At 73.5% G+C, this 26,567-nt stretch carries 23 protein-coding genes, 1 pseudogene and 1 riboswitch; of the genes and pseudogenes, 10 read left to right on the forward strand and 14 right to left on the reverse strand.

From position 1 onward, the window contains the following. Positions 1–31 precede the first annotated feature (31 nt). Entirely contained in the window at positions 32–670 is a 639-nt protein-coding gene (locus NI26_RS11175; RefSeq protein WP_066655303.1) for a potassium channel family protein, read from the forward strand. Between the two features lie 95 nt (positions 671–765). Here NI26_RS11175 and proC read toward each other — a convergent pair whose 3' ends face one another. Next, positions 766–1,596 (reverse strand): pyrroline-5-carboxylate reductase, encoded by an 831-nt coding sequence (proC, locus tag NI26_RS11180; protein WP_066655305.1) that lies wholly within the window; start codon positions 1,594–1,596, stop codon positions 766–768. A gap of 95 nt (positions 1,597–1,691) precedes the next feature. Between proC and NI26_RS11185 the strand changes: the two genes are divergently transcribed. Then, on the forward strand, positions 1,692–2,648 hold the full coding sequence (locus NI26_RS11185) for a cation diffusion facilitator family transporter (protein WP_066655306.1): 957 nt from the start codon (positions 1,692–1,694) through the stop codon (positions 2,646–2,648). Positions 2,649–2,659: 11 nt separating this feature from the next. Here NI26_RS11185 and NI26_RS11190 read toward each other — a convergent pair whose 3' ends face one another. After that, positions 2,660–3,091 (reverse strand): nucleoside deaminase, encoded by a 432-nt coding sequence (locus NI26_RS11190; RefSeq protein ID WP_066658465.1) that lies wholly within the window; start codon positions 3,089–3,091, stop codon positions 2,660–2,662. Between the two features lie 75 nt (positions 3,092–3,166). On the opposite strand from NI26_RS11190, the gene upp reads away from it, so the two are divergent. From upp to NI26_RS11220, 6 genes are all read left to right on the forward strand, one after another. Next, positions 3,167–3,802: a uracil phosphoribosyltransferase gene (gene upp, locus NI26_RS11195; RefSeq protein WP_066655308.1), complete on the forward strand. Its 636-nt coding sequence runs from the start codon at positions 3,167–3,169 to the stop codon at positions 3,800–3,802. Positions 3,803–4,511: 709 nt separating this feature from the next. After that, positions 4,512–5,282 (forward strand): winged helix-turn-helix domain-containing protein, encoded by a 771-nt coding sequence (locus NI26_RS11200; RefSeq protein ID WP_144411342.1) that lies wholly within the window; start codon positions 4,512–4,514, stop codon positions 5,280–5,282. Positions 5,283–5,600: 318 nt separating this feature from the next. Next, entirely contained in the window at positions 5,601–6,089 is a 489-nt protein-coding gene (locus tag NI26_RS11205) for a MarR family winged helix-turn-helix transcriptional regulator (RefSeq protein ID WP_066658477.1), read from the forward strand. After that, positions 6,086–7,435, forward strand: coding sequence for a cryptochrome/photolyase family protein (locus tag NI26_RS11210; RefSeq protein WP_066655310.1), 1,350 nt, complete (start codon positions 6,086–6,088; stop codon positions 7,433–7,435). The genes NI26_RS11205 and NI26_RS11210 overlap by 4 nt, the downstream gene beginning before the upstream one ends. Further along, positions 7,432–8,922 carry a serine hydrolase domain-containing protein gene (locus NI26_RS11215; protein WP_066655312.1) on the forward strand — a complete coding sequence of 497 codons (1,491 nt, stop codon included), beginning with the start codon at positions 7,432–7,434 and terminating at the stop codon, positions 8,920–8,922. The genes NI26_RS11210 and NI26_RS11215 overlap by 4 nt, the downstream gene beginning before the upstream one ends. A 90-nt stretch (positions 8,923–9,012) precedes the next feature. Then, complete coding sequence (locus tag NI26_RS11220) at positions 9,013–9,585, forward strand: TetR/AcrR family transcriptional regulator (protein WP_144411343.1); 573 nt, start codon at positions 9,013–9,015, stop codon at positions 9,583–9,585. Positions 9,586–9,788: 203 nt separating this feature from the next. On the opposite strand, the gene NI26_RS11225 is transcribed toward NI26_RS11220, so the two are convergent. The 5 genes from NI26_RS11225 to NI26_RS11245 all read right to left on the reverse strand — a co-directional run bounded on the left by NI26_RS11225 (position 9,789) and on the right by NI26_RS11245 (position 15,901). Next, on the reverse strand, positions 9,789–10,403 hold the full coding sequence (locus NI26_RS11225; RefSeq protein WP_065960721.1) for a superoxide dismutase: 615 nt from the start codon (positions 10,401–10,403) through the stop codon (positions 9,789–9,791). A gap of 44 nt (positions 10,404–10,447) precedes the next feature. Beyond that, on the reverse strand, positions 10,448–10,957 hold the full coding sequence (locus NI26_RS11230; protein ID WP_066655321.1) for a flavin reductase family protein: 510 nt from the start codon (positions 10,955–10,957) through the stop codon (positions 10,448–10,450). Between the two features lie 131 nt (positions 10,958–11,088). After that, positions 11,089–12,612 (reverse strand): MFS transporter, encoded by a 1,524-nt coding sequence (locus NI26_RS11235; protein WP_066658484.1) that lies wholly within the window; start codon positions 12,610–12,612, stop codon positions 11,089–11,091. A gap of 224 nt (positions 12,613–12,836) precedes the next feature. Further along, the gene (locus NI26_RS11240; protein WP_081984967.1) at positions 12,837–13,859 is read right to left on the reverse strand and encodes a LacI family DNA-binding transcriptional regulator; all 1,023 of its coding nucleotides are present in this window, start codon (positions 13,857–13,859) and stop codon (positions 12,837–12,839) included. Next, positions 13,838–15,901 (reverse strand): aldo/keto reductase, encoded by a 2,064-nt coding sequence (locus tag NI26_RS11245; RefSeq protein WP_066655322.1) that lies wholly within the window; start codon positions 15,899–15,901, stop codon positions 13,838–13,840. The genes NI26_RS11240 and NI26_RS11245 overlap by 22 nt, the downstream gene beginning before the upstream one ends. A 136-nt stretch (positions 15,902–16,037) precedes the next feature. On the opposite strand from NI26_RS11245, the gene NI26_RS11250 reads away from it, so the two are divergent. Beyond that, positions 16,038–16,592 (forward strand): TetR/AcrR family transcriptional regulator, encoded by a 555-nt coding sequence (locus tag NI26_RS11250; RefSeq protein WP_066655324.1) that lies wholly within the window; start codon positions 16,038–16,040, stop codon positions 16,590–16,592. Positions 16,593–16,683: 91 nt separating this feature from the next. Then, the gene (locus tag NI26_RS16935; protein WP_153257430.1) at positions 16,684–16,854 is read left to right on the forward strand and encodes a hypothetical protein; all 171 of its coding nucleotides are present in this window, start codon (positions 16,684–16,686) and stop codon (positions 16,852–16,854) included. Between the two features lie 281 nt (positions 16,855–17,135). Here the strand turns inward: NI26_RS16935 and ribH are convergent, their stop codons facing one another. From ribH to NI26_RS17080, 7 genes and pseudogenes are all read right to left on the reverse strand, one after another. Beyond that, a complete protein-coding gene (gene ribH, locus NI26_RS11255) occupies positions 17,136–17,615 on the reverse strand; it encodes a 6,7-dimethyl-8-ribityllumazine synthase (protein ID WP_066655326.1) in 480 nt (159 codons plus the stop codon). 20 nt (positions 17,616–17,635) lie between these two features. Continuing rightward, positions 17,636–18,259: pseudogene (gene ribB / locus NI26_RS11260) on the reverse strand (3,4-dihydroxy-2-butanone-4-phosphate synthase); the annotation flags it as partial. A gap of 44 nt (positions 18,260–18,303) precedes the next feature. Further along, positions 18,304–18,945 (reverse strand): riboflavin synthase, encoded by a 642-nt coding sequence (locus NI26_RS11265; protein WP_066655327.1) that lies wholly within the window; start codon positions 18,943–18,945, stop codon positions 18,304–18,306. A 96-nt stretch (positions 18,946–19,041) separates the two neighbouring features. Then, a riboswitch (FMN riboswitch) is annotated at positions 19,042–19,175 on the reverse strand. A gap of 182 nt (positions 19,176–19,357) precedes the next feature. Then, positions 19,358–21,802, reverse strand: coding sequence for a bifunctional lysylphosphatidylglycerol flippase/synthetase MprF (locus NI26_RS11270; RefSeq protein ID WP_066655328.1), 2,445 nt, complete (start codon positions 21,800–21,802; stop codon positions 19,358–19,360). Continuing rightward, on the reverse strand, positions 21,799–23,127 hold the full coding sequence (locus tag NI26_RS11275) for an alpha/beta hydrolase (RefSeq protein ID WP_235426350.1): 1,329 nt from the start codon (positions 23,125–23,127) through the stop codon (positions 21,799–21,801). Before NI26_RS11275 ends, NI26_RS11270 begins: the two co-directional genes overlap by 4 nt. 171 nt (positions 23,128–23,298) lie before the next feature. Next, complete coding sequence (locus NI26_RS16610; protein ID WP_144411344.1) at positions 23,299–25,020, reverse strand: hypothetical protein; 1,722 nt, start codon at positions 25,018–25,020, stop codon at positions 23,299–23,301. Between the two features lie 92 nt (positions 25,021–25,112). Continuing rightward, positions 25,113–26,543 carry a hypothetical protein gene (locus tag NI26_RS17080; RefSeq protein WP_066655333.1) on the reverse strand — a complete coding sequence of 477 codons (1,431 nt, stop codon included), beginning with the start codon at positions 26,541–26,543 and terminating at the stop codon, positions 25,113–25,115. Positions 26,544–26,567: the final 24 nt, after the last annotated feature.

The following is a 26,567-nucleotide window of genomic DNA, read 5'->3' on the forward strand; positions in this document are numbered from 1 at the left end:
CGTCACCGGAGCCGTCAGCCACGACGCCCCCGTGCTCGTCCTCGGCCTCGGCCGCTTCGGCGCCGCCACCGCCGGTCAGCTCGAGCGCCAGCACCGCGAGGTCCTGGTCGTCGACACCGACGCCGGCCTCGTCCAGAAGTGGTCGGACCGCGTCACCCACGCCGTGCAGGCGGACGCGACGGACATCGACGCCCTGCGGCAGATCGGCGCGCAGGACTTCGCGATCGCGGTCGTGGCCGTCGGTTCGCACCTCGAGTCGAGCGTGCTCATCACCTCGAACCTCGTCGACCTCGGCATCCCGCAGATCTGGGCGAAGGCCGTCAGCCGCTCGCACGGCACGATCCTGTCCCGCATCGGGGCGAACCACGTCGTGTACCCGGAGCGCGAGGCCGGCGAACGGACCGCGCACCTGGTGTCCGGTCGGATGCTCGACTTCATCGAGTTCGACGACGACTTCGCGGTCGTCAAGATGTTCCCGCCGCGCGCCGTGCGCGGCAAGGACCTCGCCACGACCGTCATCCGGACGCGGCACGGCCTCACGGTGCTCGGCATCAAGTCGCCGGGCAGGGCGTTCGTGCCGGCAACCCCGGACAGCGTCATCGGCGAGGACGACGTCATCATCGTCTCGGGGACCGAGACCGACCTGGAGCGCTTCGCCGCGCTCGAGTAGCGACCCGACGTCGGACGGGAGGCCCGTGGCGGACACGGCCACGGGCCTCCCGTCCGTCCCGTGGTCACGCCGGACGGACCGACCGGCGCCCGCGGTCAGGACGCGGCGATCTCCTCGGCCCGGGCGATCGCAGCGCGCGACGCGCGGGTGAAGGTGCCGGCGAGGTCGGCCTCCTGCAGGACGGCGACCGCACGCTCGGTGGTGCCCTTCGGACTGGTGACGGCGCGGCGCAGGTCGGCGGGCTCCCGCCCGGACGCGGCGAGGAGTTCGACGGCTCCCCGCACGGTCCCCTGCACCATCGTCGCGGCCTGCTCCGGGGTGAACCCGAGCGACTCGGCGGCCTGCTGCCACTGCTCGACGAGCAGGAACACGTACGCGGGCCCCGATCCGGAGACGGCGGACAGGGCGTCGAGCTGCGACTCCGGCACCTCGATGACCTGTCCGGACGCGGCGAACACGCTCGAGGCGAGCCCGACCGCCTCGTCGTCGGCCGTGGACCCGGCGCTGATGCCGGTGACCCCGTGGCCGACGCCGATCGGGGTGTTCGGCAGCGCCCGGACCACACGGACGCCCGCCGGGACACGCGCCTCCATCGAGGCGAGCGTGGTGCCGACCGCGACGCTCACGACCACCGCACCGGGGTGGAGCGACGCGGCGACCTCGTCGAGGACCTCGCCGATCATGTAGGGCTTGACCCCGAGGACGACGAGCCCGGCCCCGCGGACGGCCTGCCGGTTCGCGTCCGGGTCGGTCTCCGTCGCCGACGCCTCGAGCCCACGCTCGCGCCATGCCGCCGCCGACGCTCCGGACCGGGTGGTGAGCGTCACGGTCGCGGGGTCGAGGCCGGCGGCGAGCAGTCCCTCGAGGACGCTGCCGGACATGGAGCCGACGCCGAGCATGGCGGTGCGGGGCAGTTCGATCGTCATGGTCCCGACCCTACCCAGCGCCCACGCCTAGGATCGGTCCGTCAGGGGGCCGCCTGCGGTGCGGGCCCGGTGCACGGCAGGGAGAAGGGACACCCGTGAGCGCTTCGGGAGGCACGAGGGCGATCGTCGCCGCACTCGCCGCGAACGTCGGCATCGCGATCGTGAAGTTCGTCGCGGCCGCGATCAGCGGGTCCGCCGCGATGCTCGCCGAGGGCGTGCACTCCCTCGCCGACTCCGCGAACCAGCTCCTGCTCCTGCTCGGCGGCCGCCGTGCCCGCCGCGCAGCCGACCAGGAGCACCCGTTCGGCCACGGCCGCGAACGGTACGTGTACGCGTTCGTCGTCTCGATCATCCTGTTCACCATCGGCGGCGTGTTCTCGTTGTACGAGGGCATCGAGAAGCTCGCCGACCCGCACCCGATCACGAACTGGTGGCTCCCCGTCGCCGTGCTCGTCGTCGCGATCGGCCTCGAGGGCTTCTCGCTCCGCACCGCCCTGCGCGAGGCCCGTCCGCACAAGGGCTCGCAGTCGTGGGTGCAGTTCGTGCGTCGGGCGAAGGCCCCGGAGCTCCCCGTGGTCATGCTGGAGGACACCGCGGCGCTGACCGGTCTCGTGTTCGCACTGCTCGGCGTCGGGCTCACCGTGCTCACCGGCAACGGGGTGTTCGACGCGATCGGCACGGTCCTCATCGCCCTGCTCCTCATCGCGGTCGCCGTCGTGCTCGGCATCGAGACGAAGAGCCTGCTCGTCGGCGAGGGCGCGAGCGTCGCCGACGTGGAGCGCATCAGGGCCGCCGTGCTCGACGGTCCCGAGGTCGAGTCGATCGTGCACCTCAAGACGCTGTACCTCGGGCCGGACGAGCTCATGGTCGGCATGAAGGTCGCGGTCGACGGGGACCGTCGGCTCGGCGACGTGGCCGCGGGCATCGACACCGTCGAGCAGCGCATCCGCGCCGCGGTGCCGGTCGCCCGCGTGATCTACGTCGAGCCGGACGTCCTCCGGACCGGGCCGCGGCCGCCCACCGAAGCGATCGTCATCCGCGCCGCCGACTGAGCGCAGGGCCGTCAGCGGCGCTCGCGGAAGAACGCGTCGAGCAGGTCGCCACAGGCCTGCTCGCGCACCCCCGCGACCACCTCGGCGCGGTGCGGCAACCGCCGGTCCCGCGCGATGTCGTAGACGCTGCCGCTCGCCCCGGCCTTCGGGTCCCAGGCCCCGAACACGATCCGCGGCACCCGTGCGGCGAGTGCGGCTCCCGCGCACATCGGGCACGGCTCGAGCGTGACGACCAGGGTGTGCTCGGCGAGGTGCCAGTCCCCCGTCGCCTCGGCCGCCGCCCGCAGCGCGAGCACCTCGGCGTGGGCGGTCGGGTCCTGCCGGGCCTCGCGTTCGTTCCGGCCGACCGCGACGACCTCGCCCGCAGCGTCGAGGACGACGGCACCGACCGGCACGTCCCCGGTCGACAGGCAGGCACGCGCCTCGTCGAGCGCTCGGTCCATCGCCGCGGTGAACGGTCGTCCGGCTGGGTGCTCCACGCGTCGATCCTGCCCCATCGGCACGGTACGCTCGACACCATGCGAGTCCACGTCGCCGACCACCCGCTCATCACCCACAAGCTCTCGGTGCTCCGCGACCGGACCACACCCTCCCCGACCTTCCGTGCGTTGACGGAGGAGCTCGTGACGCTGCTCGCCTACGAGGCCACGCGCAGCGTCCGGGTCACCGCCACGCCGATCGACACCCCCGTCGCGCACACGATGGGTGTCGCGATCGCGAAGCCCCGTCCGCTCGTCGTGCCGATCCTGCGCGCCGGGCTCGGCATGCTCGAGGGCATGGTCAAGCTCGTCCCCACCGCCGAGGTCGGCTTCCTCGGCATGGCCCGCAACGAGGACACGCTCGAGCCGCAGACCTACGCGGAGCGCCTGCCCGACGACCTGTCCGGTCGGCAGTGCTTCGTGCTCGACCCGATGCTGGCGACCGGTGGCACGCTGGCCGCCGCCATCGACTTCCTCTTCGACCGCGGCGCGGAGGAGGTCACGTGCGTCTGCATCCTCGGCGCACCCGAGGGCCTGGCCGCCGTCGAGCAGGCCGTCGGTGACCGCAACGTGAGCATCGTCCTCGGCGCCCTCGACGAGAAGCTCGACGAGAACGGCTACATCGTCCCGGGTCTCGGCGACGCGGGCGACCGCCTGTACGGCCTGGCCGAGTAGCACCCGCTCCCCCGACGCCCCCGTCGACCCGGCTCCGGCCGTGTCGACGGGGGCGTCTCGCGTCTTCGGCGCTCGCGCGGGACGGTGTCGTCGTCGCGAGACGCCGCCGACTCGACGAGACACCGCCGCTTCCGGGTGCGTCTCGCGCGAAGGGCGGCGTCTCGCGCGAGAAGCGGCGTCTCGCGCGCAGACCGCGTCACGCGCACCGCGCCCCGCCCACGCGACGGCGGACGGGAGGCCCGTGGCGGGCCGGCAGCGCGCCTCCCGTCCGGCAGCGGGGTCCGCCCGACCACCGCCTGTCCGCTCTCGTCACCGTCCGTGCGGACGGTTGACAGCGCCTTGGTATACCGCGGATACTCGTCCCATGACTGCAACCGTGTCCTCCCGAGTCCTCTCCGAGGCCCTGGGGAACGCCGGCACCATGATGCCGGCGTCGGCGGTCATGCGTTGTCGAATGTGTGCCTGATCGGTACCCGTTCCAGCCGGATCCCCCGCGACACCACCCCGGTCGCGCGCGTGTGATCCCCGGGTGACAGCACCTCGGCGACGCCCCCACACCGCGTCCCGTCGGAGCGCAGACCACCCGTACCTCCCGGGAGGCCCCGGTCCACCGCAGGACCGCTGGGCGACACGGCGATCAGCCGTACCCGGACCGACGCACTCGACACCGCACGGTGCACCGCACCGCAGCCCCGCCCGGAGAACCGCCATGTCGCTCACGATCCCCCAGCCCCGCACCGCCCTCCGTCCCGCCACCACGGTGCCGACCGACCTCGGCACGGTCACGCCGATCCGTCCGCGTCGCACGCCCGTCGCCCCGCCGGTACCGAGCGGGATCCCGACGAGCCCGGTCGTCGCACCGCAGCGGAACCGGGCGCTCCCCGAGGGCACCGAGGCGCGTGGCTTCGCGCTCTACGTCGGCATCGACGAGGCCGCGGCCGCTGCCGCCGGGACGAGCCTCGCGGCCGTGGTCGAGCAGCTCAAGGCCCTCACCGCCCAGCTCGTCCCGTCGTCGGAGACCTACGCCGCCGTCGCCGTCGCCGCCGAGGGGTCCGGGGGCCGCGACGTGGACGTGGTCCGTCTCGCGCTGCAGGACCGCTCCGCCGTGGCCGCCCGCAAGCAGGCCGAGAAGCCCGAGCCCGAGGAGACCGGTGTCGTCATCGACATCTCCCGGAAGCGCGTGACGCTCGACGGCGAAGCCGCTCCCCTGACCTACAAGGAGTTCGAGCTCCTGCAGTTCCTCGTGCTGCGCGAGGGCCAGACCGTCGACCGTGCCGCGATCATCGAGGGCCTGTGGTCCGACGACGAGGACGAGACCCCGAACGAGCGCACCATCGACGTGCACGTGCGTCGGCTGCGCTCGAAGCTCGGTGCGTTCGAGGAGATCGTGCGGACCGTGCGCGGCGTCGGCTACCGCTTCGACCGGCACGCCGACGTCGCGGTGCGCTACGCCTCGACGCCGTCGCCCGACCTCTTCTGATCTGCTCCGACGACGTTCGGCGAACTCGCAGCGAACGGAGCCCGGACACGCTGGCGCGCCGTTACCTCGCCGTTATACAGTCGGAGTCGCAGGCAGTGTTTGCTGTGGCACCGCCTGCGGAATGTGATTGCAGGACACTCTTGGTGCAAGGGAGAGGGCCGGTCGCTCAGAAGGCGACCGGCCCTCGTCACGTCCCGGCCCTCGTCACATCCCGGCCCTCGTCACATCCCGGCCCGGTCCGCTGTCCCCCGCGACCCGACCGGTGTCACACGCCCCTCGGTAGTGTGGACCGACCGTACGACCGGAGGGACGACGACCGTGGACGACGTACGCCGCAGCGACAAGGCGACCGCCGTCGCGGCCTGGGAAGCCCTGTTCCGGGCACAGGTGACCGTGATGCGCGCACTCAACACCGACTTCCCGGGCGGTGAGATCTCCTTCAACGAGTACGACGTCTGCTTCAACCTGTCGACGCAGCCCGGACGACGCTGCCGGATGCGCGACCTGACCGGTCACCTGCTCCTGACACAGCCGAGCGTGAGCCGCCTGGTCGACCGCCTCGCCTCGCGCGGCATCGTCGAGAAGCAACCCGACCCGTCGGATGCGCGCGGCGTGATCGTCGCCCTCACGGCACACGGCTTCGACGTCTACCGCTCGGTGGCGGTGCAGCACGCGCAGACCATCGCCGACCAGGTCGGAGCCGGACTCGACGACGACGAACTCCGCACCCTCACGGAGCTGTGCACGAAGCTGCGCACCGCAGCCGGCGGTACCGGTCCCCGTCCGTCCGAGGCGGTGTCCGCGTGAGCGGCGCGGTCGTCTGGCTGCGCGAGGATCTCCGGCTCGGCGACAACCCGGCGCTCCGTGCCGCGATCGACCACGGCGGCCCGGTCACCGTCGTGGTCGTGCTCGACGAGGAGTCCGCGGGCATCCGTCCCGTCGGCGCCGCGAGCCGCTGGTGGCTCCACCACTCCCTCGCCGCCCTCGACGCCGAACTGCGGTCCCGGCACTCGCGGCTCGTCCTGCGCCGTGGCAGTGCCGCGCGGGTGATCCCCGAGGTGGTCGCGCAGGCCGGGGCGGACGCCGTCTACTGGAACCGTCGGTACGGCAGGGTCGAGCGCGATCTCGATGCGGGGATCAAGAGCGCCCTGACGGACGACGGCACGGAGGCCCACAGCTTCGCGGCGAACCTGCTCTGGGAGCCGTGGACGGTGCTCACCGGTCAGGGCGAGCCGTTCAAGGTGTTCACCCCGTTCTGGCGAGCGGCACAGGCCATGCCCGAACCGCGGCACCCGCTGCCGAAGCCGCGCGACCTGCCCGCTCCTGCGGACGTGGACTCCGACGACCTCGACGACTGGGCCCTGCTGCCGACGGAGCCGGACTGGGCCGGCGGCCTCCGCGACGCGTGGGAGCCCGGCGAGGCGGGGGCGCACCGCAAGCTCGAGCAGTTCGTTCACGACGCGCTCGAGGACTACGACCAGCGTGACGAGCCCGCGATGGCGGCGACCAGCGACCTGTCGCCGCACCTGCGCTGGGGCGAGGTCAGCCCGTACCAGGTGTGGCACCGCCTGCACGGCGAGCTCGAGCCCGAGCAGCGCCGCCAGGCCCCGGCGTTCCTCCGCCAGCTCGCGTGGCGGGAGTTCAACTGGAACGAGTACTTCCACTGCGACGACATCGCGACCGTGAACGTCCGCCGCGAGTTCGACGCGTTCCCGTGGCGTGACGTCGACGACGACGAGCTCGACCGCTGGCGGTACGGGCGGACGGGCTTCGACCTCGTCGACGCCGGCATGCGGGAACTCTGGCACTCGGGGGCGATGCACAACCGCGTCCGGCTGGCCGCGGCGAGCTTCCTCGTGAAGAACCTGCTCGTCGACTGGCGCATCGGCGAGCAGTGGTTCTGGGACACCCTGGTCGACGCCGACCCGGCGAACAACGCGGGCAACTGGCAGTGGGTCGCGGGCTCGGGCTTCGACGCCGCGCCGTACTTCCGCGTGTTCAACCCCGACCGGCAGATGGAACGCTTCGACCCGCACAAGGAGTACGTGCGGCGCTGGGTCCCCGCGGACGAGGAACGCCCCGAGCCGATGGTGGACCTCAAGGCCTCCCGGCAACGTGCACTGGACGCCTACGACCAGATGCGTCGCGCATGACGGTCCCGCGCGACGTGCTCGCCGAGGTCGACGCCCTGTTCGCCGCGCGGGTCGCCGACCGGGTCGCGCCGAGCAGCGTCTGGGGCGTGTTCGACCGGGAGGGCCTGGTCGCGTCCGGAGGACACGGTGACCGAGGCGACGGGAGCGCGCCCGACGCCGACACCGTCTACCGGATCGCGTCGTGCACCAAGAGCGTGACCGCGGCGACGCTGCTCACCCTGGTCGCCGAGGGGTCCGTCGCCCTCGACGACCCGATCACCACCGCCGTACCCGCGTTCGCCGAGGTCGCCCTCCCGTCGCCGGACGCCCCGGTGCCGACGCTCCGGATGCTCCTGACGATGTCCGGCGGGCTGCCGACCGACGACCCGTGGGCGGACCGGCAGGAGTCGATCGACGACGACGCCCTCGATGCCGTCCTCCGGGCAGGGCTGCTGTTCGACTCCGTCCCGGGCACCCGGTTCGCGTACTCGAACACCGGTTACGCCCTGCTCGGGCGCGCGATCGCCCGAGCAGCCGGCACGCCCTACGCCCGGGCGGTGACGGACCGCGTGCTCCGGCCGCTCGGACTGACCGACACCGTGTTCAGCGCCGCCGAGGCGCGCGGTTTCGTCGTCGTCGGCCAGCGCGACGACGACGGGTCGTGGACCCCGCAGCCGATGACCGGGCCGGGCGCGTTCTCGCCCATCGGCGGACTCTTCTCGACCGTCCGCGACCTGGCGCGGTGGGCCCGGTACCTCGCGTCGGCGTCCACCGCAGCGCCGGAGGACGGGCCGGTCTCCCCCGCGGACCGTCGCGCGATGCAGCAGGCGATGCGGATCGTGCCGTCCTCGGTGGTGCCCGCGGCGAAGCGACCGACGGCGTACGGGTTCGGACTGTTCGTGGAGCAGGACGACCGCGCGGGTGAGATCGTGTCGCACTCCGGCGGCTACCCCGGCTTCTCCGCGCACGTCCGGTGGTCGGTGGAGCACGGCCTCGGCGTGGTCGCGTTCGAGAACGCCACGCAGGCGAAGGTCTCAGCGCCGGCCGAGCGGGCGCTCGACCTGCTGCTCGCCGCGGCGCTCGACGCCGATTCGGCGGCGCCGGCGGCCGCCACCACCACGAGCGGATCAGCAGCCGCGCCGGGCGTCCGTCAGACCACGGAGGCCACGCACACCGCGCGTCGGGCCGTCACCACGCTGCTGCAGGCCTGGGCCGACCCGGCCGTCGACGACGACAGCGCGGCAGACCTGGGCGCCGCCGTCTGCACGCCGAACGTCCCCCTCGACCGCCCGTGGACCGCTCGACGGCGCGCCCTGCTCGAGTCCGCGCACGCCGTCGGTGCAGACCTCGCCGCCGCACCGGTCGACGAGCAGTCCTCGGTGCCGTCGCACCTGCGCTGGTGGCTGCCCGGCAACGCCGGCCGTCTGCGGATCGAGATCCGGCTCGCCCCCCTCGCGGCGGGTCGGGTGCAGAGCCTGACGGTGACGCCGGAGCGTGCCGAGGACTGAACCACGCGGACCGGCCGGTGATCGGCTAACATTTCAGGTGATCGTGTGCGCACGGTCGCCGACCGATCACTCGACCTCGCGGGAGACGCCATGCCCAGGAGACCCGACCCGACCCTGAAGCCCGCGATCGTCGCGAAGGTCGCCCGGCACCTGCAGGACACCAAGCTCGAGGACGCCTCCGTCCGCAGCCTCGGCCGGGTGCTCGGCACGAGCGCGTACCCGATCGTGTACCACTTCGGTTCGCGGGAGTCCCTGATCGACGCCGTGGTCGACCACCTGTCCGTCGACCAGGACCGGGCGCTCGACCCCGCCGCCGAGCCGTGCGCGCTCACCGACCACCTGCTCGCCGTCTTCGGCGGGCTCGACACCCCGGAGCGGCGACTCGCAGCCCGTCTGACGTTCGAGCTCGGCTGCGTCGAGGGCCTCGACGGCCGTGACCGCCAGCAGCGACTCCACCGACGACGGGTCGACGAGCTCGCGGCCTGGTGCCGTGCGCACGGCCGGTGCGGCACGGACGCCGAGCGGACCGCCCGGGCGGTGGTCGCTGCGGCACGCGGTGCCCAGTGGAGCGCACTCGTCGACCCCGACCGCTCGGACGTGGACGGGGCGCTGCGGGCGATCGCCGAGGAGCTCGCGTCGTCCGTCCGCCTGGCGGCCGCCTGACCGCCGCACGGCACGACGCACGGACCGGCACCGTCGGATCGAGCGGCACCGTCGGACGGACCGGCACCGTCGGACGGACCGGCACCGACGGACCGACCGGCACCGTCGGACGGATCGGCACCGACAGACGGACGGGAGGCGCGGTGCCAGCCGGCACCGCGCCTCCCGTCCGTCAGCCGGTCAGCACGTGACCGGCAGCCGCGTCACAGGGTGACGAACGACTGCGACTTGGCGTTCGCGAAGCGAGCCGCGACGTTCTCCCAGTCGACGATGTTCCACACGGCCTTGACGTAGTCGGCCTTGACGTTGAGGTAGTCGAGGTAGAAGGCGTGCTCCCACATGTCGAGCATGAAGATCGGCACGACGCCCAGCGGCACGTTGGCCTGCTGGTCGAAGAGCTGGAAGGTCACGAGCTTCTGACCGACCTGGTCCCACGCGAGCACCGACCAGCCGGAGCCCTGGATGCCGTTGGCGACGGCGGCGAACTGCGCCTGGAACTGCTCGAACGAGCCGAAGAACTCGTCGATGGCGGCGGCGAGCTCGCCCTCCGGGACCTTCGTGTCGGGGCCGAGGTTGGTCCAGAAGATCGAGTGGTTGACGTGGCCGCCGAGGTGGAACGCGAGGTCCTTCTCGAGCTTGTTGATCGCACCGAAGTTGCCGGACTCGCGCGCCTCGCCGAGCTGCTGCAGCGCGGTGTTCGCACCGGTCACGTAGGCCTGGTGGTGCTTGTCGTGGTGCAGCTGCATGATCTTGCCGCTGATGTGCGGCTCGAGGGCGGCGTAGTCGTACGGCAGCTCGGGCAGGGTGTACTCGGCCATTCGAGGTCCTTTCGATCTGGGGTTGGTGGAGCGGGCTCCGCGGCTCAGGAGAGCCGGGAACGTTCGGAGAGGGAGTGGAACTCCCGGTTGTGGTAGACGAGCGGCTCACCGTGCGCCTGACCCACCACGATGTCGAGCACCTCGGCGACGACGACGGTGGACGAGCCGATCTCGGTCGTCGATCGCGGTCGGCACCGCAGCGCCGTCGCGGCGGCGGGCAGGTACCGGTCCCCGGTCGGCAACGTGCCCCACATCGGGTCGTCCGCTGCGGGGCTGCCGGTCGCGGCGAACCGCTTGGCGAGGCCCACGCTGAGCGAGTCCACGAGGTGCACGACGAAGACGTCTGCGCCGAGCACGACGCCGGCCGAGCCGGACTTGGTCGACAGCGAGAAGACGAGCACGGGTGGGTCGACCGCGACGCTCGCGACGCTGGAGGCGGTCAGGCCCGTGGGACCGTCCGGCCCCTCGGCGGTGATGACCGCGACACCGGCGGGGTGTCCGCGGAAGGCGGCCTTGTACGCGTCGGCGGTCGTGGCCGGGGCTTCGTCGGGCATGGCAGTCGTGGTGTTCCTCCGGGTGGGATCGGCCGCGGCTGCGCGGCCACCTCCCAACGTAGGACCTCGACCGGGTTTCCGGTCAACGATTCCCAACTTCGTCCGATCCCGGGCGCGCCGGACGACCCGGCTCAGTCGCGCTTGAGCATGACCACGGAGGCCGCCGCGGCAACGAGCATGAGCACCGCCGCCACGGCGCCGGTGATCGTCACACCGGAGTCGAACGCCGCACGAGCGCTCTCGAGCAGCGCCTGACCGGCCGAGCCTCCGAGGTCGGCGGCGGCCGACACGGCACCGCCGAGGGTCTCCTGCGCCGCTGTCCGGGCCGAGCCGGCGAGGGCGTCCGGCACCACCACGTGCGACCGGTACGCGGTCGCGAGGATCGTCCCGAGCACCGCCGTGCCGAGCACCGCGCCGATCTCGTACGCGGTCTCGGACACCGCCGACGCGGCACCGGCCTTGTCCGCGGGGGCCGTCGAGATGATGAGGTCGTTCGTGACGGTCTCGGACGCCCCGATGCCGATGCCGAGCAGCACGAAGGCGAACGCCAGCGCGACGATCGACGCGTGGTGTCCGAGGACCGACACCATCGCGTACGCGGCGGCCGAGAACGTCAGGGAGACGGCCACGACCCAGCGGGGGGCCACCCGCGCGACGATCGGCACGACGACGAGTCCGGCGACGATGGTGAGCACCGAACCGGGCACGAGCACCAGACCGGACGCGAAGGGGTCGAGCCCGGCGACGAGCTGCAGGTGCTGCGCGATGAAGAACAGGAAGCCGGTGAGCGAGAACATCGCGGCCATGTTCATGAGCACGCTGCCCGTGAACGCGGTGCTGCGGAACAACCGCAGGTCGAGCATGGGCGCGCGGGAGCGGAGCTGGCGGCGGACGAAGGCGATCCCGCAGAGCACGCCGACGGCGAGCAGCGCGATCGCGAACCCGCGCTCCTCGGGGTGCACGACCGACTTGATCGCCCAGGCGGTCGGGGCGAGGGCGCCGAGCGACAGGAGCATGCTCGGGACGTCGACGGGGCCGGGCTGCGGGTCGCGCGACTCCGGCACGGTGAACGGCACCGCGACGAGCATGACGACGAGGATCGGCACCGCGACGAGGAACACCGCACCCCAGTGGAAGTGCGCGAGCAGGACGCCGCCGACGAGCGGACCGAGTGCGTTGCCGGCCGCGAACATCGTCGACCAGACGGCGAGCGCCATCCGCCGTTCCCCGGCGTCGACGAAGACGTTGCGGATGATGGAGAGCGTCGCCGGCATGAGCATCGCACCGAAGACCCCCATGACGGCGCGGGCTGCGACGAGCATCCAGGCCTCGGTCGCGAAGGCCGCCGCGACGGACAGCAGTGCGAACCCGGTCGCGCCGATCACGAGGATCCGGCGTCGCCCGATGCGGTCGCCGATGCTGCCCATCACGACGAGCAGGCCGGCGAGCACGAGGGGGTAGGCGTCGACGATCCAGAGCTGGGTCGTCGCGCTCGGGTCGAGGGCGCGCGCGATGGTCGGCAGCGCGAAGCTCAGCACGGTGTTGTCGACGGAGATGAGCAGCACCGGCAGCATCAGGACGGCGAGCGCCGCGAACCGTCGGGCGCGGCTGCCGGTGACGGCGGTGGCGACGGGGCTGGTGAGCAGAGTGGACACGGTGACTCCCTGGGGAACGAGCCGGACCAGGTCGACGGCGGACACTTTCGGTGGGGCAGACGAGACGGGACGCGGAAGTGGTCACGCGCCCCGTCAGGACTCCATGAGTGTACCGTCTGGACGGTTGTGGTTGCAAGTGCAACCAACGGGCGGACGGGAGGCCCGTGGCCGGACCGCCACGAGCCTCCCGTCCGCCCTCCGCTCCCGTCGGCGACCGTGCGCGCTCAGGCGGACTCGCGCACCAGCAGCCGGTGGCGGACCGTGCGCTGCACCGCCGCGCCGGAGCGCGGCAGGTCACCGGCCAGCATGCCGATGGCGAGGTCGAGGGCCTCGCGCGCGACCGCGTCGAGGTCGACCGCGAGCGTCGTGAGGGTCGGCGCGACGAGCGTGCCGATCGCCAGGCCGTCGACCCCGACCACCCGCACGTCGCCCGGCACGTCCACCCCGGAACGGCGGCAGGCACCCAGGACCCCGAGCGCCATGAGGTCGTTGAAGGCCAGCACCGCGTCGACGCGACGGAAGCGCTCGAGCGCCCTGGTCGTCATCGCCGCGCCCAGCTCCGAGGTCGGGGCGTCGGCGATCGCGATCTCGGGCAGGTACCCACGGCGCCGGAGGGCGTCGAGCATGAGCCGGCCACGACCGCTCGGACGGCCGGTGTCCGACGCATCGACGATCACCGGGTGCCGGACCCCCGTGTGCACGAGGTGGTCGGCGAGGTCCTCGACCGCCGCGGCGGGGTCGATGCGGACGGCACCGCGGAGGACCTCGCCGGCAGGGTCGAGCTCCACCACGGGGACGGTGCCCAGACGCTCGATGAGCTCGGGCGCCCGGGCACCGAGGTAGCCGAGCACCACGTCCGTCTGGACCCCGAGCGCCTGGACCGCGCGGTCCGAGTCGCCCGCGAGCCCCGCGTCGGCCAGCATGACGTCCCACCCACGACCCGCCGCGAGCCGGAGCACCGCCGCCGCGAGCTCCGGCGAGTACGGGTTCCGCAGGTCGTCGACGACGAGACCGAGCTGCCGGTCGCCACCCGTGACGAGCCCACGGCCGAAGCGCGACGGGCGGTAGTCGAGCGCCGCCGCCGCCGCGAGCACGCGCTCCTTCGTCGCCGGGCTGATGCCGTACAGGCCGTTCACCGCGCGGGTGACCGTCTGGCGCGAGACCCCGGCCGCGGCCGCGACGTCGTGGATCGTGGCGCGCGCCGGGGTCCGGCCGACGGTGCGGCTCAGGCGCGCAGGTCCAGCCACGCGACCTGCTCCGCGCTGAGCTCGACCGACAGCCCCGTCATCGACGAGCGGGCCTCGGCGATCGTGCGCGGCCCGAACAGCGGGAACGTCGGGAACGGCTGGTGCAGTACGTACGCCAGGGCGATCGCCGTCGCCGGCACGCCGTACTGCTCGCCGAGCTCACGGGCGCGACGCAGCCGCTCGAAGTTGTCGTCCGAGTAGTAGCAGCGCACCAGTTCGGCGTCGCTCGTGTCGTCCGGGGCGGCGCGGCCGGTGAAGAACCCGCGGGCCTGCGACGACCACGGCAGCAGCGGCACCTGGCGCTCCTCGAGCCAGCGCTTCGACGCCGGGTCCGTGGCGTGCTCGCAGCCGTCCCACGGCACGTCGTACGCCTCGGCCAGGCCGAAGTGGTTGCTGAGGACCTCGAAGCCGTGCTTCCCGTTCGCCGCCGCGTAGGCGTTCGCCTCGTCGAAGCGCGCCGGCGTCCAGTTCGATCCGCCGAAGACGCGGATCCGGCCGGCGCGACGGTGCTCGTCGAGGACGTCGACGAACTCCCCCACCGGCACGTCCGGGTTGTCGCGGTGCATCATGTAGATGTCCGCGTGGTCGGTGCCCTGACGCTCCAGGCTCTCCAGCAGCTGCCGGGTCAACGACTCCGGGTCGCAGTACGGCGTGTGCGCACCCTTCGTGATGACCACGACGTCGTCGCGGATGCCGCGGTTCTGGATCCACTGGCCGAGTCGTCCCTCGAGCACCCCGCCGCCGTAGACGTAGCCGGTGTCGAAGACGTTGCCGCCCTGCTCGACGAACATGTCGAAGATCGCGCTCGCGTGGGCGAGGTCGGGCTGGTTGTCGACACCCATCACCAGGCGGGACATGCGCTTGCCGACGCCGGGGACCTCGCCGTAGCGCATCGGGGCGTCGTCGCGGACGCGCAGCGGACGGCCGCTCACCGTCGGGACGTCGGCGGTCTCGGCCTCGAACGGGTAGCGCAGGCCGATCGCGGCGCGCCAGCGGTCGAGCGTGCGGGCGGTGGCGAGGCTCTCGTCCAGGGTCATCTGCGCCGCCTCGACCGCGTTCGACGCCAGCGCCGCCGTGGTCGCGTCGGCCTCGAGCGCGTAGGGCTGCGCACCGGCGAAGGAGAGCGTGCGGGGCTCCTCGTCGACCGTGTGGACGGTGATCGTCGGGTCGGCGGAGAGCGTCCACGGGTCGGTCAGCACGATGCGACCGCGCGAGCCGTGCACCGTGACGGCGTTCTCGTCCTGCACGCGGACGCCGGTGCGGACGCTGGCGGTGGTGCCGTCGCGGTAGGTCAGGTGCGCGACCGTCCACTCGTCGACGCCGGTCGGCCCGAGGGTGCCGGTGGCGGTCAGCTCGACGGGCTCGGCGACAGCGACGCCCGTGGCGGCCTGCACGACCGCGGCGGCCATGGTCACCGGGTACCCGCCGACGTCGAGGATCCCGCCGCCGGCCGTGGCGACGTCGAACAGCCGACCGGTGCGCTCCTCGCTGCGGAACGCGAAGGACGCGTCGACGCGCACGACGTCACCCACGACGCCCTCGCGCACGAGGTCGAGCAGTGCGGCGGTCTGCGGGTGGAAGCGGTACATGTACGCCTCGACCAGCGGCAGTCCGGCCTGGCGGGCAGCGTCGGCCAGGGCCATCGCCGTGCCGTGGTTCGGGGCGAGGGGCTTCTCGCAGAGCACGGCCTTGCCGGCGTCGAGGGCGCGGAGCACCAGGTCGGCGTGGCCGGTGTGCACGGTCGAGACGTACACCGCGTCCACGGCGATGTCGGCGAGCACGGCGTCGTACTCCCCCGCTCGGACGTCGGTGAAGCCGTGGTCGGCCGCCTCGTCCGTGAACGCCTGCGCCCGGTCGGTCGAGGAGCTGCCGGCGGCCACGAGGGTACCGGTGCTCGCGGGCAGCTGGGAGAGGAAGCGGCGGGCGATGCCACCCGGACCGAGGACGGCCCAGCCCGCTCTGGTCGGGGCCGGGGTCGCCGAGCCGTCCGTCCCGGGGCCGTCGGCGGGCGTGCTGGAGGGGGTCGCGGTCTGCGCTGACATGCGGATCCTGTTCGTGTCGTGAACCTTCACGGTCACGGCGACGCTAGCCGCGCAGATGCTGCGGGACAACCCGTTCGTGAACGTTCACGGAACCCGGCGGTCGTCACGGTCCGGACGGTTCCCTAGACTCGTCCGCATGGCAAGTGCCCGAGACCGTGTCCTGGACAGCTTCGTCGCCATCGTGTGCGAGGAGGGCGAGCGTCCGGCGACCCTCGACGCCGTCGCCGCGCGGGCCGGTGTCTCGAAGGGCGGGCTGCTCTACCACTTCGGGTCGAAGGCAGCGCTGGTCGAGGGGCTGTGCGAGCGCCTGTCCGACCTGTCCGCCATCGACGTCGACCGCATGCGCGACGCCGAGGACGGCGCTGCGCGGTACTTCGTGCGCAACTGCCTCTTCGTGGGCAGCGAGCTCGACCTCGCCCTGCTCGCGGCCAGCCGGCTGCAGCAGGCCGGGTACGAGGAGGCCGGGCGCACCCTCGACGAGACCGAGAACGCGTGGCTGGAGACGCTGGTCGACGCGCTCGGGGACGTCCCCACGGCGCAGGCGGTCAAGTTGCTCGGCGACGGGCTCTACCACCAGGCGTCCCTCGGCGCCGCGATCGCGACCGACGTCCGCCCGAACCGCGGCACCGTCGACATGGACGCCCTGCTCGCGGTCGTCGACCGGCTCATCGCGACCCGGCCGGCAGCCTGACGTCGGCGTCTCCCGGACGTCCGTGAACCGGTCCGCTCCTTCCTGGGGATAGACTGGTCCCGATCCACCCGCTCGAACCGGAGGTACCACCGTGGGCCGCGTCATCGCCGCTTTCTTCTCGATCCTGCTGCTGCTGGTGTCGATGTACCTGTTCGGGTTCGCGTTCCAGGTGCAGTCGGGCCAGGCGTTCGTCTTCATGGGCGGCCTCGTCCTCATGAGCCTCTCGTTCTTCCTGCCGATCCACGTCTTCGGCAAGAAGTAACCACAGCCGTACCGCGACGGCCCCGCACCTCTCCGGAGGGTGCGGGGCCGTCGTCGTCCGTGCGGGCGCCGTGGCGGACGGACGGGCGGTCGGGACGGCGGACGGACGGGCGGTCGGACGGGCACGAGCACGTCGTGGTTGCAACTGATCCAGCACAACGGGAAGCACCTCGCGCCACGCAACTGCGTGGCGCGAGGTGCTTCCCGTTGCGCGGTGGGCGCGAGGAGGTGACCCTGACGCCCCGCAGGGCTCGTGCCCGCTCGGCCGCTCCTCGTCGCGGGTCAGGCCATCTGGCGCAGGCTCCGCAACGAGAGGGCCGTGGCGATCGCCGCGTGCGCGGCCTCGGCGCCCTTGTCCTCCTTCGACCCGGGCAGACCGGCGCGGTCGATGCCCTGCTGCTCGTCGTCCAGCGTCAGCACGCCGAAGCCGACGGGCTTGCCGGTCTGCAGCGCGACGCTCGTCAGACCGTCCGTCGCCGCACTCGACACGTACTCGAAGTGCGGGGTGCCCCCGCGGATGATCACCCCGAGGGCGACGACCGCGTCGAACCCGCTCTCGAGCGCCGCCTTCGCGACGACCGGCAGCTCGAAGCTCCCCGGCACCGGGACGACCTGTGCGGTGGCGCCGAGGCGCTGCACCTCCCGCTGGGCTCCGGCGAGGAGGCCCCCGGCGATCGTCTCGTGCCACTGCCCGGTCACGATCGCCACCCGGACGCCCGTCCCGTCGACGTGGTCGCGCTCCGCCGCTCCTGCTCCGCTCATGGTGTCGTTCCCTCCTGGGGTGCGGACTCCGCCGCCGCCCGGTCTGCCGCCTCGAGCCACTCGACGAGTGCGGCGATGGTGATGACGGGCACGCCCTCGCGCGCCCCGAGTTCGACGAGGCCCGGCAGACGCATCATCTCGCCGTCCTCGCCGACGATCTCGCAGATCGCCGCCGCGGGCCGGAGCCCGGCTGCGGTGACCAGTTCGATCGCGGCTTCGGTGTGCCCGGCGCGTTCACGGACGCCGCCGGGTCGGGCCCGCAGTGGGACGACGTGTCCCGGGCGGTGCAGGTCGTCCCGGACCGAGGTCGGGTCGGCGAGCACCCGCAGCGTCCGTGCCCGGTCGTGCGCGCTGATGCCGGTCGTCACACCGACCGCAGCGTCGACCGTCACCGTGTACGCGGTGCCGCGGACGTCCTCGTTGTGCGCGACCATCGGGGGCAGGTCGAGCGCATCGGCGATCTCGGCGCTGACCGGGGCGCAGATGAAGCCCGACGAGTGCGCGACCGTCCACGCGATCCACTCCGGCGAGGCCGTCTCGGCGGCGAGGATCACGTCGCCCTCGTTCTCACGGTGCTCGTCGTCGGCCACGATCACCGGACGCCCGGCGGCGATCGCCGCGACCGCGTCGGCGATGCTCGACAGGTGCGGCCCGGCCGCCTGCTCGGCGCGCGGGGCGTCGACGGCGCTCACCGTGCCTCCGGGACGGGAGCCGTGGCGGCGTCGAGCCGGAGCATGCGGCGGACGTGTCGCGCGAGGACGTCGGTCTCGATGTTGACCCGGTCACCGGGCACGCGGGTACCGAGCGTCGTGGCTTCGAGTGTCTCCGGGATGAGGCTGACCTCGAACCAGGCATCGGTCGGCGGGACGTCCTCGGCGGAGACGGCGCTGACCGTGAGCGAGACGCCGTCGATCGCGACCGACCCCTTGTCGACGACGAGCGGGCTGAGGTCGGGGGCGAGCGAGAAGCGGACGCGCCGCCAGCCGTCACCGTCGGCGGTCTCGAGCACCGTGGCGGTGCCGTCGACGTGCCCCTGCACGATGTGGCCGCCCAGTCGGTCGCCGACCGAGGCCGCTCGCTCCAGGTTGAGTCGATCACCCACGTCGAGCGCGCCGTGCGCGCTCATGTCGAGCGTCTGCTTCATGACGAAGGCGGTGAAGGTCTCGTCCGTCTGCTCGACCACGGTCAGGCAGACGCCGCTCGTGGCGATGGAGTCGCCGTGCCGCGCGTCGGCGACGACCTTCGGGCCGCGGACGGTGAGCGCGACGGAGTCGCCGTGCTGCTCGACGGCGGTGACGGTGCCGAGTTCCTCGATGATGCCGGTGAACACTGGTGTCCTCTCAACGGGACTCCGGGGGTGCTCGACGATCGTCGGCATGGACGGACGGGTCGTGGCACCCCGGGTACGAGGGCACGTCCTGTCCGCCTGCGCTTCCTCCCGTCCGGACTCTCACCGTCGGTCCCGGAGTTCCGCCGGGTCAACATCGGCGGGGTTCGCACCCTGCGTCAGCTCGTGGACTGTCACCACCGGTTCGGAATTGCACCGACCCCGGAGCGCTTGCGTGACTGAAATGATACCCCACACACCGGGCGCCCGTCCGGGGCCGTTGCCCCGTGTGACGTGGAGACGCCTGCCGGGCACGGGACGGACGGGAGGCGCGGGGCGGCGCCGCCACGGGCCTCCCGTCCGTCGCGTGGTGCGTGCGGGACGCCGACGTCGGTCCGGCACGGCCGGACCGGTCTCAGCTCCGCCCGCGGACCAGCGCCACCGCCTGCCGCAGGGACAGGTCCGGCAGGTAGGCCCGCACGACGGCGACACCGATCGCCGGGAGTGCCACCGGGTCCGGGTAGGCGAGCACCAGCGGGTGCAGCTCCGGCCCGAACTTCGCCTTGAAGCGCAGCAGCGAGCGGAACCCGTAGACCGGTTCGAGCACGCCGCCCACCAGGTCGAGCAGGTCCTGCACGCCCTCGCCCGCGGGGGCACCCTCCGCGGACTGCGCGAGCGGTGCGGCGGACAGGCTGAGCCGCTCGACGTCGTCCTCGCGCATCCGCTGCGCCGCACTCGCGACGAGGAACTCCATCACCCCGTTCGGGGCCGCACCCGTGCGCCGCATCACGTCGAGCGTCCACCCCACGACCCTGCCGGCCCGGTGGCTCGGCAGCCAGCTCGTGACGGCGAGGACGGTGCCCTCGGGGTCGAGCGCGACGAGCGTGCGCACCGCCGGGTCCCGCATCTCGTCGACGCCACCGAGCGTGAAGCCCATCTCGGGCAGCTCGCGCTCCGAGACCCACTCCTCGGAGATCGCCTCGATCTGCCGGACCGTCGCCGGGGGCAGGTCCTGCCACGAGGACCACAGGGCGGTGATGCCCTCGCGGTCCGCCTTGTTCACGGCGGTGCGGACGTCCTGCTTCTTCTTGCCGCTCGTGGTCCACGTGCGGGGGTCGAGGTCGGCGTCCTCCGCGACCGGCAGCGTCTCCCACCCCTGCGCGGTGAGGGTCCCGGCGGCCTCGGTTCCGATGCCGTAGAAGACGGCGGTCCAGCCGTTGTCGTCACACCACCGCGCGAACGCGACCATCGCTGCGTCGCGGGCGTCCGGCCACCCGAAGGGACCGCCGACCGTCACTGCGACCCGCCCGTTGCGGCGGAACGCGACACCGGCGCGGCCGTCCTCGCTGAACCAGTACGCGTTGCCCTGCCAGGTGGTCATCCACCCGAAGGTGTCGCCGCCGGCGGCCTCGAGCAGCGTGCGGGCGCGGAGTCGGCTCTCGCGGAGTCCGTCGACGTCGGCGTCCGGCTCGACAGCGCCCGTGGGACGGACGGCGGCACCGGCCACGACCAGCCAGAGCACCGGGCCAGCGGCGCCGAGCACGAAGCGGAGCGCCGGGTCGAGGGACGCCAGCCGGTCCCAGAACACCACGGGCGACAGCGGGCCGAGCGCCGCGACGACGAGCCGCAGCGGGTCCGCGACCGTCTCGCGCGTGGACGCCGCGGTGACGAGCACGACGGTCGTCACCACGCCGAGTGCGACGAGGACGACCACGGCGAAGGTCACGACGCGTCGCCGTGCGGGCAGCACCGTGAACGAACGGCGGAGCAGCACGAGCACGAGCGCGGTGGCGAGCGGCACGACGACGGAGGCGGTCACCGAGACGGTGACCACGAAGCGGTTCTCGGCCCCGTGCAGCTCCGCCGCCCCGGCGGGCAGGAGCCCGTAGGTCACGGCGGCAGCGACGGCGAGCACGACGTCGACGACCACGGCGAGCCAGACCGCGAAGCGACTCCCCCGGAACAGCCCGAGGCCGGCGACGAGGAGCACGAGGAGTGGTGCGACCGCGAGCACGAGCGTCCACGGGTCGGTGGCCCGGTACGCCAGCAGCCCCCGCAGGCACTCGCCCGACGCGCTGTCCGCGTGGCAGCCGTGGACGGGGGTGACCGGCCCGGTGCCGACGACGGCCGCGAGCGGGGCCAGGAGCCCGACGCGGGCACGGGAGAGGAGCGCGATGACCGGACCCACGGCCGACACGAGGACCACGGTGCCGAGCAGGACCCGGGTCTCGCGGTGCGAGCTCCTGGTCCAGCCGATCCGGGCGGGGCCTCGGCGGAGCAGGTCGCCGAGCAGCCACCCGGCCGCCGCCGCGAGCGATGCGTAGAGGTCCGAGGCGTGTCCGGCGTACAGCAGCAGCGCGGCGACGACGGCGACGACGTTGACCCGGATCCGTCGGCGCCACAGCGGACCGGCGAACGCGCTCGCGGTGACGATCGTCCCGACGATGGCCGTCCACGGGTCGAAGCTCGTCGCGCGTCCGAGCAGCAGCGCGCCGGCCGCGCGGCCGTCCTGGTCGACGAGGGCCGTGAGGGCGCCGAGCCCCGTGCCGACGACGGTGGTCAGGACGAACGCGAGGGCCGTCCGCCTGCTGCCCATCAGTCGCTCCGACGCCCCGACGAGCGCCACCACACCAACGAGGGTGAGGGCGAGCGCCAGCGCCCCGGTGGTGACGGCGAAGACCCGGAAGGGTCCGAAGTGCACGGTGTCCAGGGAGCCGGTGTGCCCGACGACGCGGACGACGAGGCCCGCGATCGAGGTGAGGAGCACGAGGACGACGACGACCGCCGTGACCGGGTGCCGCCGGGTCGACCTGACGATCCGCGACCCGAGGGCGGCCGCTCCTGACGTGGTCCTGCTCACAGCGCACCGTCCTCCTGCGGGAGACCGAGGTGTGCCAGGACGACCGGCAGTCCGTGGGCCAGCACGTACCGCACGGTGTTCCAGTCGTGCGCCGAACCCGGCGACACGATGACCTGCGTCTGCATGCCCGCACGGACCGCTGCGGCGTGCAGGGTCTCGGTCGACGCCCGGTAGGGGGCGTCGTCCTGACCGTAGCCGAAGACGGTGAGGTGGTCGTGGTACGGCCCGTGCGCCGCCATGATCGCGACGGGCGCCGCGGCACGGTAGGCGGCAGCCGAACCACCGAACGCCAGCGCGGTGCTCCGCTGCGCGTCGCCGGTCACCGGGGCGAGCTCGCTCGAGATCGCCAGGGCCGCACCGAAGACGTCGGGGTGCTCGGTGGAGAACTGCATCGTGCACGTCGCGCCCTGCGAGAACCCGAGGATGCCCCAGGCTCCTGCTCCGCTGGCGACCGGCAGGTGCCGCTCGATCCAGTGCACCGTGTCGGTCATCACGTAGGTGGCGCTCCTGCCGAGGCGCCGGGAGTCCACGCACATCGGGTTCCGGTTCGGCGCCGCGAGCTGGTCCGGCGACACGACGATCGGGGCGAGGCCGTGGTGTGCGGCGGCGTAGCGGTCGAGGAAGCTGCCGAGGTCGCCGGTCTGGAACATGTCGGCCGGTTGCCCGGGCTGCCCGGAGAGCGCGACGAGGACGGGCAGCCGCGGCGGGTGGGCCACCTGTGCGGCCGGCGGGAGCCAGACCACCGCCTTGCGCGCCCGGAAGTGCGACACCGTCCCCGGGATCGTCACGCTGATGGTCTCGCCCTTCGACGGCATGCCCGCCGGCGCGTGCCAGTCCGCCGCGTCGACCTCGAGGTGCGACCCCGGGTCCGACAGCGGCGGCAGGTCCCGGCTCCGGTAGGGGTTGGTCGCGACGGCCTGCTCGATGTTCTTGTAGAACCCGAAGTCCACGTTGACGCCGAGGCCCGCCGACAGCAGGAGCGCACCGGCAGCGGCGACGGCGAGGACCCGTGCGAGCCACCCGCCCTGCACCGCCACGACGAGCAGGAGCGCCACGCCCGCGAACGCGAACGCCACCCACATCCGGGTGACCGGGGTGAACTGCACGCCGAAGTCGTCCTGCACGTCGCCGGTCCACCACACGGCGACGAGGCCGATCGCCGCTCCGACCGCCGCTCCCCCGACCCGGACCGCGGCACGACGCAGCCGGTGCCGCTCGTGCACCGGACCGACCAGGACCCACCCGGCGAGGAGGGCTGCGAGGACGTACACCGGGACGAGCAGGCGGCTGCCGGTGATCGGGACGCGGAGGAGTTCGTGGAGCACGGGTTCATCGTGGCCCCGCACCGCTGCCGCACAGCCTCGGAAGCGCTTCCACTGCGCACAGGTTGGGCACTGATCGCTCCCAGGGATGCTCCAGGCGCTCCACAGCGGCATCCGGTTCGCGGAAACGGGTCGGAGGGGCGCCGCGGACGACGCCCCTCCGACTCCCTGGTGTCAGGCGGTGCGCCTGCGGAGCACGAGCACGCCGGCTCCGAGGAGCAGGAGCAGGAACGCGATGCCCGCCGGGACCGTCTGCGAGCCGGCTCCGGTGTACGCGAGCTCCGGCTGCGCCGCCGGCGCAGCAGCGGCGGTCGTCCCCGTCGAGGACGCCACGGTCGACCGGGAGGCGCTGGTCGCCGTGACCGCGCCGGCCGCGGTGACCTCCGTGCTCGCGACCGGGACGGTGGTCGCCTCCGGCACCGAGGTGCCGGGGGTCGTCCCGCCCGTCGTGTCACCGGGCGTCACGCCCGGGTCCGTACCGGGGTCGGTCCCCGGGTCCGTACCGGGGTCGGTTCCCGGGTCCGTACCGGGGTCGGTGCCCGGGTCCGTACCGGGGTCAGCGCCCGGGTCCGTACCGGGGTCGGTCCCCGGGTCCGTACCGGGGTCGGTGCCCGGGTCCGTACCCGGGTCGGTGCCCGGGGTCGTGGTGCTGGTGCCGTCACCGACGATGCCGATGCCGTTCCCGCCGACGGTGATCGGCACGCTGATCACGGGGATCACCTGCGTCCCGCCGAGCAGACCGCCGTCACCGGAGGTCGTGCCACCCGCGACCGGGGTCGAACCCGAACCCGAGCCGGTGCCGGTCGTGCCGGTGCCGGTGCTGGTGCCGTCACCGACGACGCCGATGCCGTTCCCACCGACGGTCACCGGGATCGCGACCACCGGGGCGACCTGCGTCCCGGAGCCCACGCCGTCGTCACCCGACGTCGTGCCACCCACGACCGGGGTCGAACCCGAACCCCCGCCGGTGCCGGTCGTGCCGGTGCCGGTGCTGGTGCCGTCTCCGACGACGCCGATGCCGTTCCCGCCGATCGTGATCGGCAGGTCGACGATCGGTGACACCTGCGTGCCACTGAGCACAGCGTCGTCACCGGACGTCGTGCCACCCGCGGTCGGGGTCGAACCCGAACCCGAACCCGAACCCGGGGCAGCGGTCGGCGCCGTCCCCGTCGCGGAGCCGTCACCGAGCACCCCGATGCCGTTGCCGCCGACGGTCACGGGGACGGACACGACCGGGGCGACCTGCGTCCCGGACGCGATGCCGTCCGAACCGGACGTCACCGGCTCGGCTGCCGGTTCCGGGACCGCCGGGCTGCTCGTCGCCGCGGCCGGAGCGGACGCCGGAGCGGCTTCCGCGTCATCCGCGACACCGACGGCGTTGCCGGTGACCGACACCGGAGCGGTGACGTCACCGACGACCTGCGTCCCCGACGCGACAGCGTCCGAGCCGGTCGTCGTCGGAGCAGGAGCAGGAGCCGGGGCGGGCGCCGGAGCCGAAGCGGGCGCCGGAGCGGTCGCCACGGCGTCGCCCGCCACGGCGACCGCGTTGCCGGTCGCCTGCACCGGTGCCGTCACGACGGGCGCGACCTGGGTACCGGACGCGATGCCGTCGTCACCCGAGGTGGCCGGGGCAGGGGCAGGAGCCGGGGCCGGAGCAGCCGGAGCGGGAGCCGGAGCAGCCGGAGCCGAGCCGGTCGTGGACACGGCGTCGCCGAGCAGCCCGAGGGCGTTCCCGGAGACGGACACCGGGGCACTGATCGACGGTGCCACCTGGGTGCCGGACAGCAGGCCGTCGTCACCGGAGGTCGTGGCGGCGTTCGCCACCGCGGTCCCCCCGAGCGTCAGGCCGCCGACGAAGAGGGTGAACCAGAGCCCTCTCGAGACGTACTTGTTCATGGTCGTTCGTTCCTCACTGATCGAGATCTGTCCTCCGACCGCGATCGCGGTCGGGTGGTGCGTGCCTGCCGTGCTGGACAGGCGCACCGATCTCAGTCAGGAGCGACGTCGTGGTCGCCGACGACGGACGCGGGGACCACGTCGTCGGCGAGGCTGCCGCGTGACCCCACGGCGAGGGAGAACCGGACACCGGAGGTGCCGTCGAGCCCGACGGGCGCGGCGCCCGCGGAGCCGGAGGTGGCACCGCCCGCGGCACCGGAGACGCCCGGGCCGGACGGGAGGCCGTCGTGGCCGTCGCCGTCCGCCGGGACGAGCAGCGCCGCCCCGCCGACGGTCGCCGCGGCCGGCACCGGAGCGGCCGGGGCGGCAGCACCGACGACGGTGGCGACCGCCACGTGCTCGGTGGCCGGAGCGCCGTCGCGTGCGACGTCACCCGGTGGTGCCGGGACACCGGCCACCGTCGGTGGGCCGCTGGCGCCGTCCACGGCGACGGCGGAGGCTGGGGTGGGCGCGTCGTGCCGGACGCGCACCGGCTGCTCGTCCGTGCCGCCCACCGGGGTCGGCGCGGTCCCGGGGACGGGCGCCGTGCCTCCCGGCAGGAGGGGCGGCAGCGGGGCCGGCGTGACGGGGAGCGGCAGGACCGGCGTCACCGGGAGCGGCAGGACCGGGAGCGCGTCCTCGACGGGCGGGAGGACCTGCTCGACCGTGCCGGGCAGCGATCCGACGGTCGTCCCGACAGCGTCGACCACGTCGTCGACCGCTCCGGTGACCGGCGCGGTGACGGTGCCGACGGTGTCGTCACCGAGCAGGTCGCGGGTCACCGGGAGGGCGCCGACCACGCTGTCGACCGTGTCGACGACGCCCGTGACGGGCCGTGCTCCCGTGACCGTCTGCACCGTCTCGGTGACGGGGCGGAGGGCGCCGGTGAGGGTGTCGGTGAGCGGCCGGGAGGCACTGCTCGCCACGTCCTCACCACCGGCGGTCGTCGGCGTGGCCGGGATCGCGGCGGTGCCGGTCGGCGGAGTCGGCGACGCCTGCGGCGTGGACGGGGCCTGCTGGGCCGCCGGCGTCTGCTGTGCGGTCGTCGTCTGCTGGGCCGCCGGCGTCTGCGGGCTGGTCGCTGGGACGGCCGGTACGGCGTGCTGCACGACCGGCGGTGCCGGCGGTGCGGGACGCGCCGGGGCGGGAGCCGCGGCGGCAGGAGCCGGAGCGGCAGCGACGGGAGCCGGAGCAGCGGGGGCGGGAGCCGGAGCCGCTGGCACCGGGGCAGCGGCGGGCGGTGCGACGGCCTGCCGCACGGGGGCGACCGCACTGTCGACGGCCTGCGTCGCTCCCTGCACGGTGTCGCCGACGTCCTGGACCAGCCCGCTGACCAGCCCGCGCTGCTGCGGATCCCCCTCGGCTGCTGCGGCCGGACGGGCACCGAGGAGCAGCGAGAGCAGCACGAGCGCAGCGGCGACCCCGACGCCCACGAGGGCGGTCCGGAGCAGCGCGCGCCAGGGGTCGCGCAACGGCTGGTCCATGCGCTCACCTCCTGATCTCGGCTG

The sequence above is a fragment of the Curtobacterium sp. MR_MD2014 genome, from assembly GCF_000772085.1.
GTDB lineage: Bacteria > Actinomycetota > Actinomycetes > Actinomycetales > Microbacteriaceae > Curtobacterium.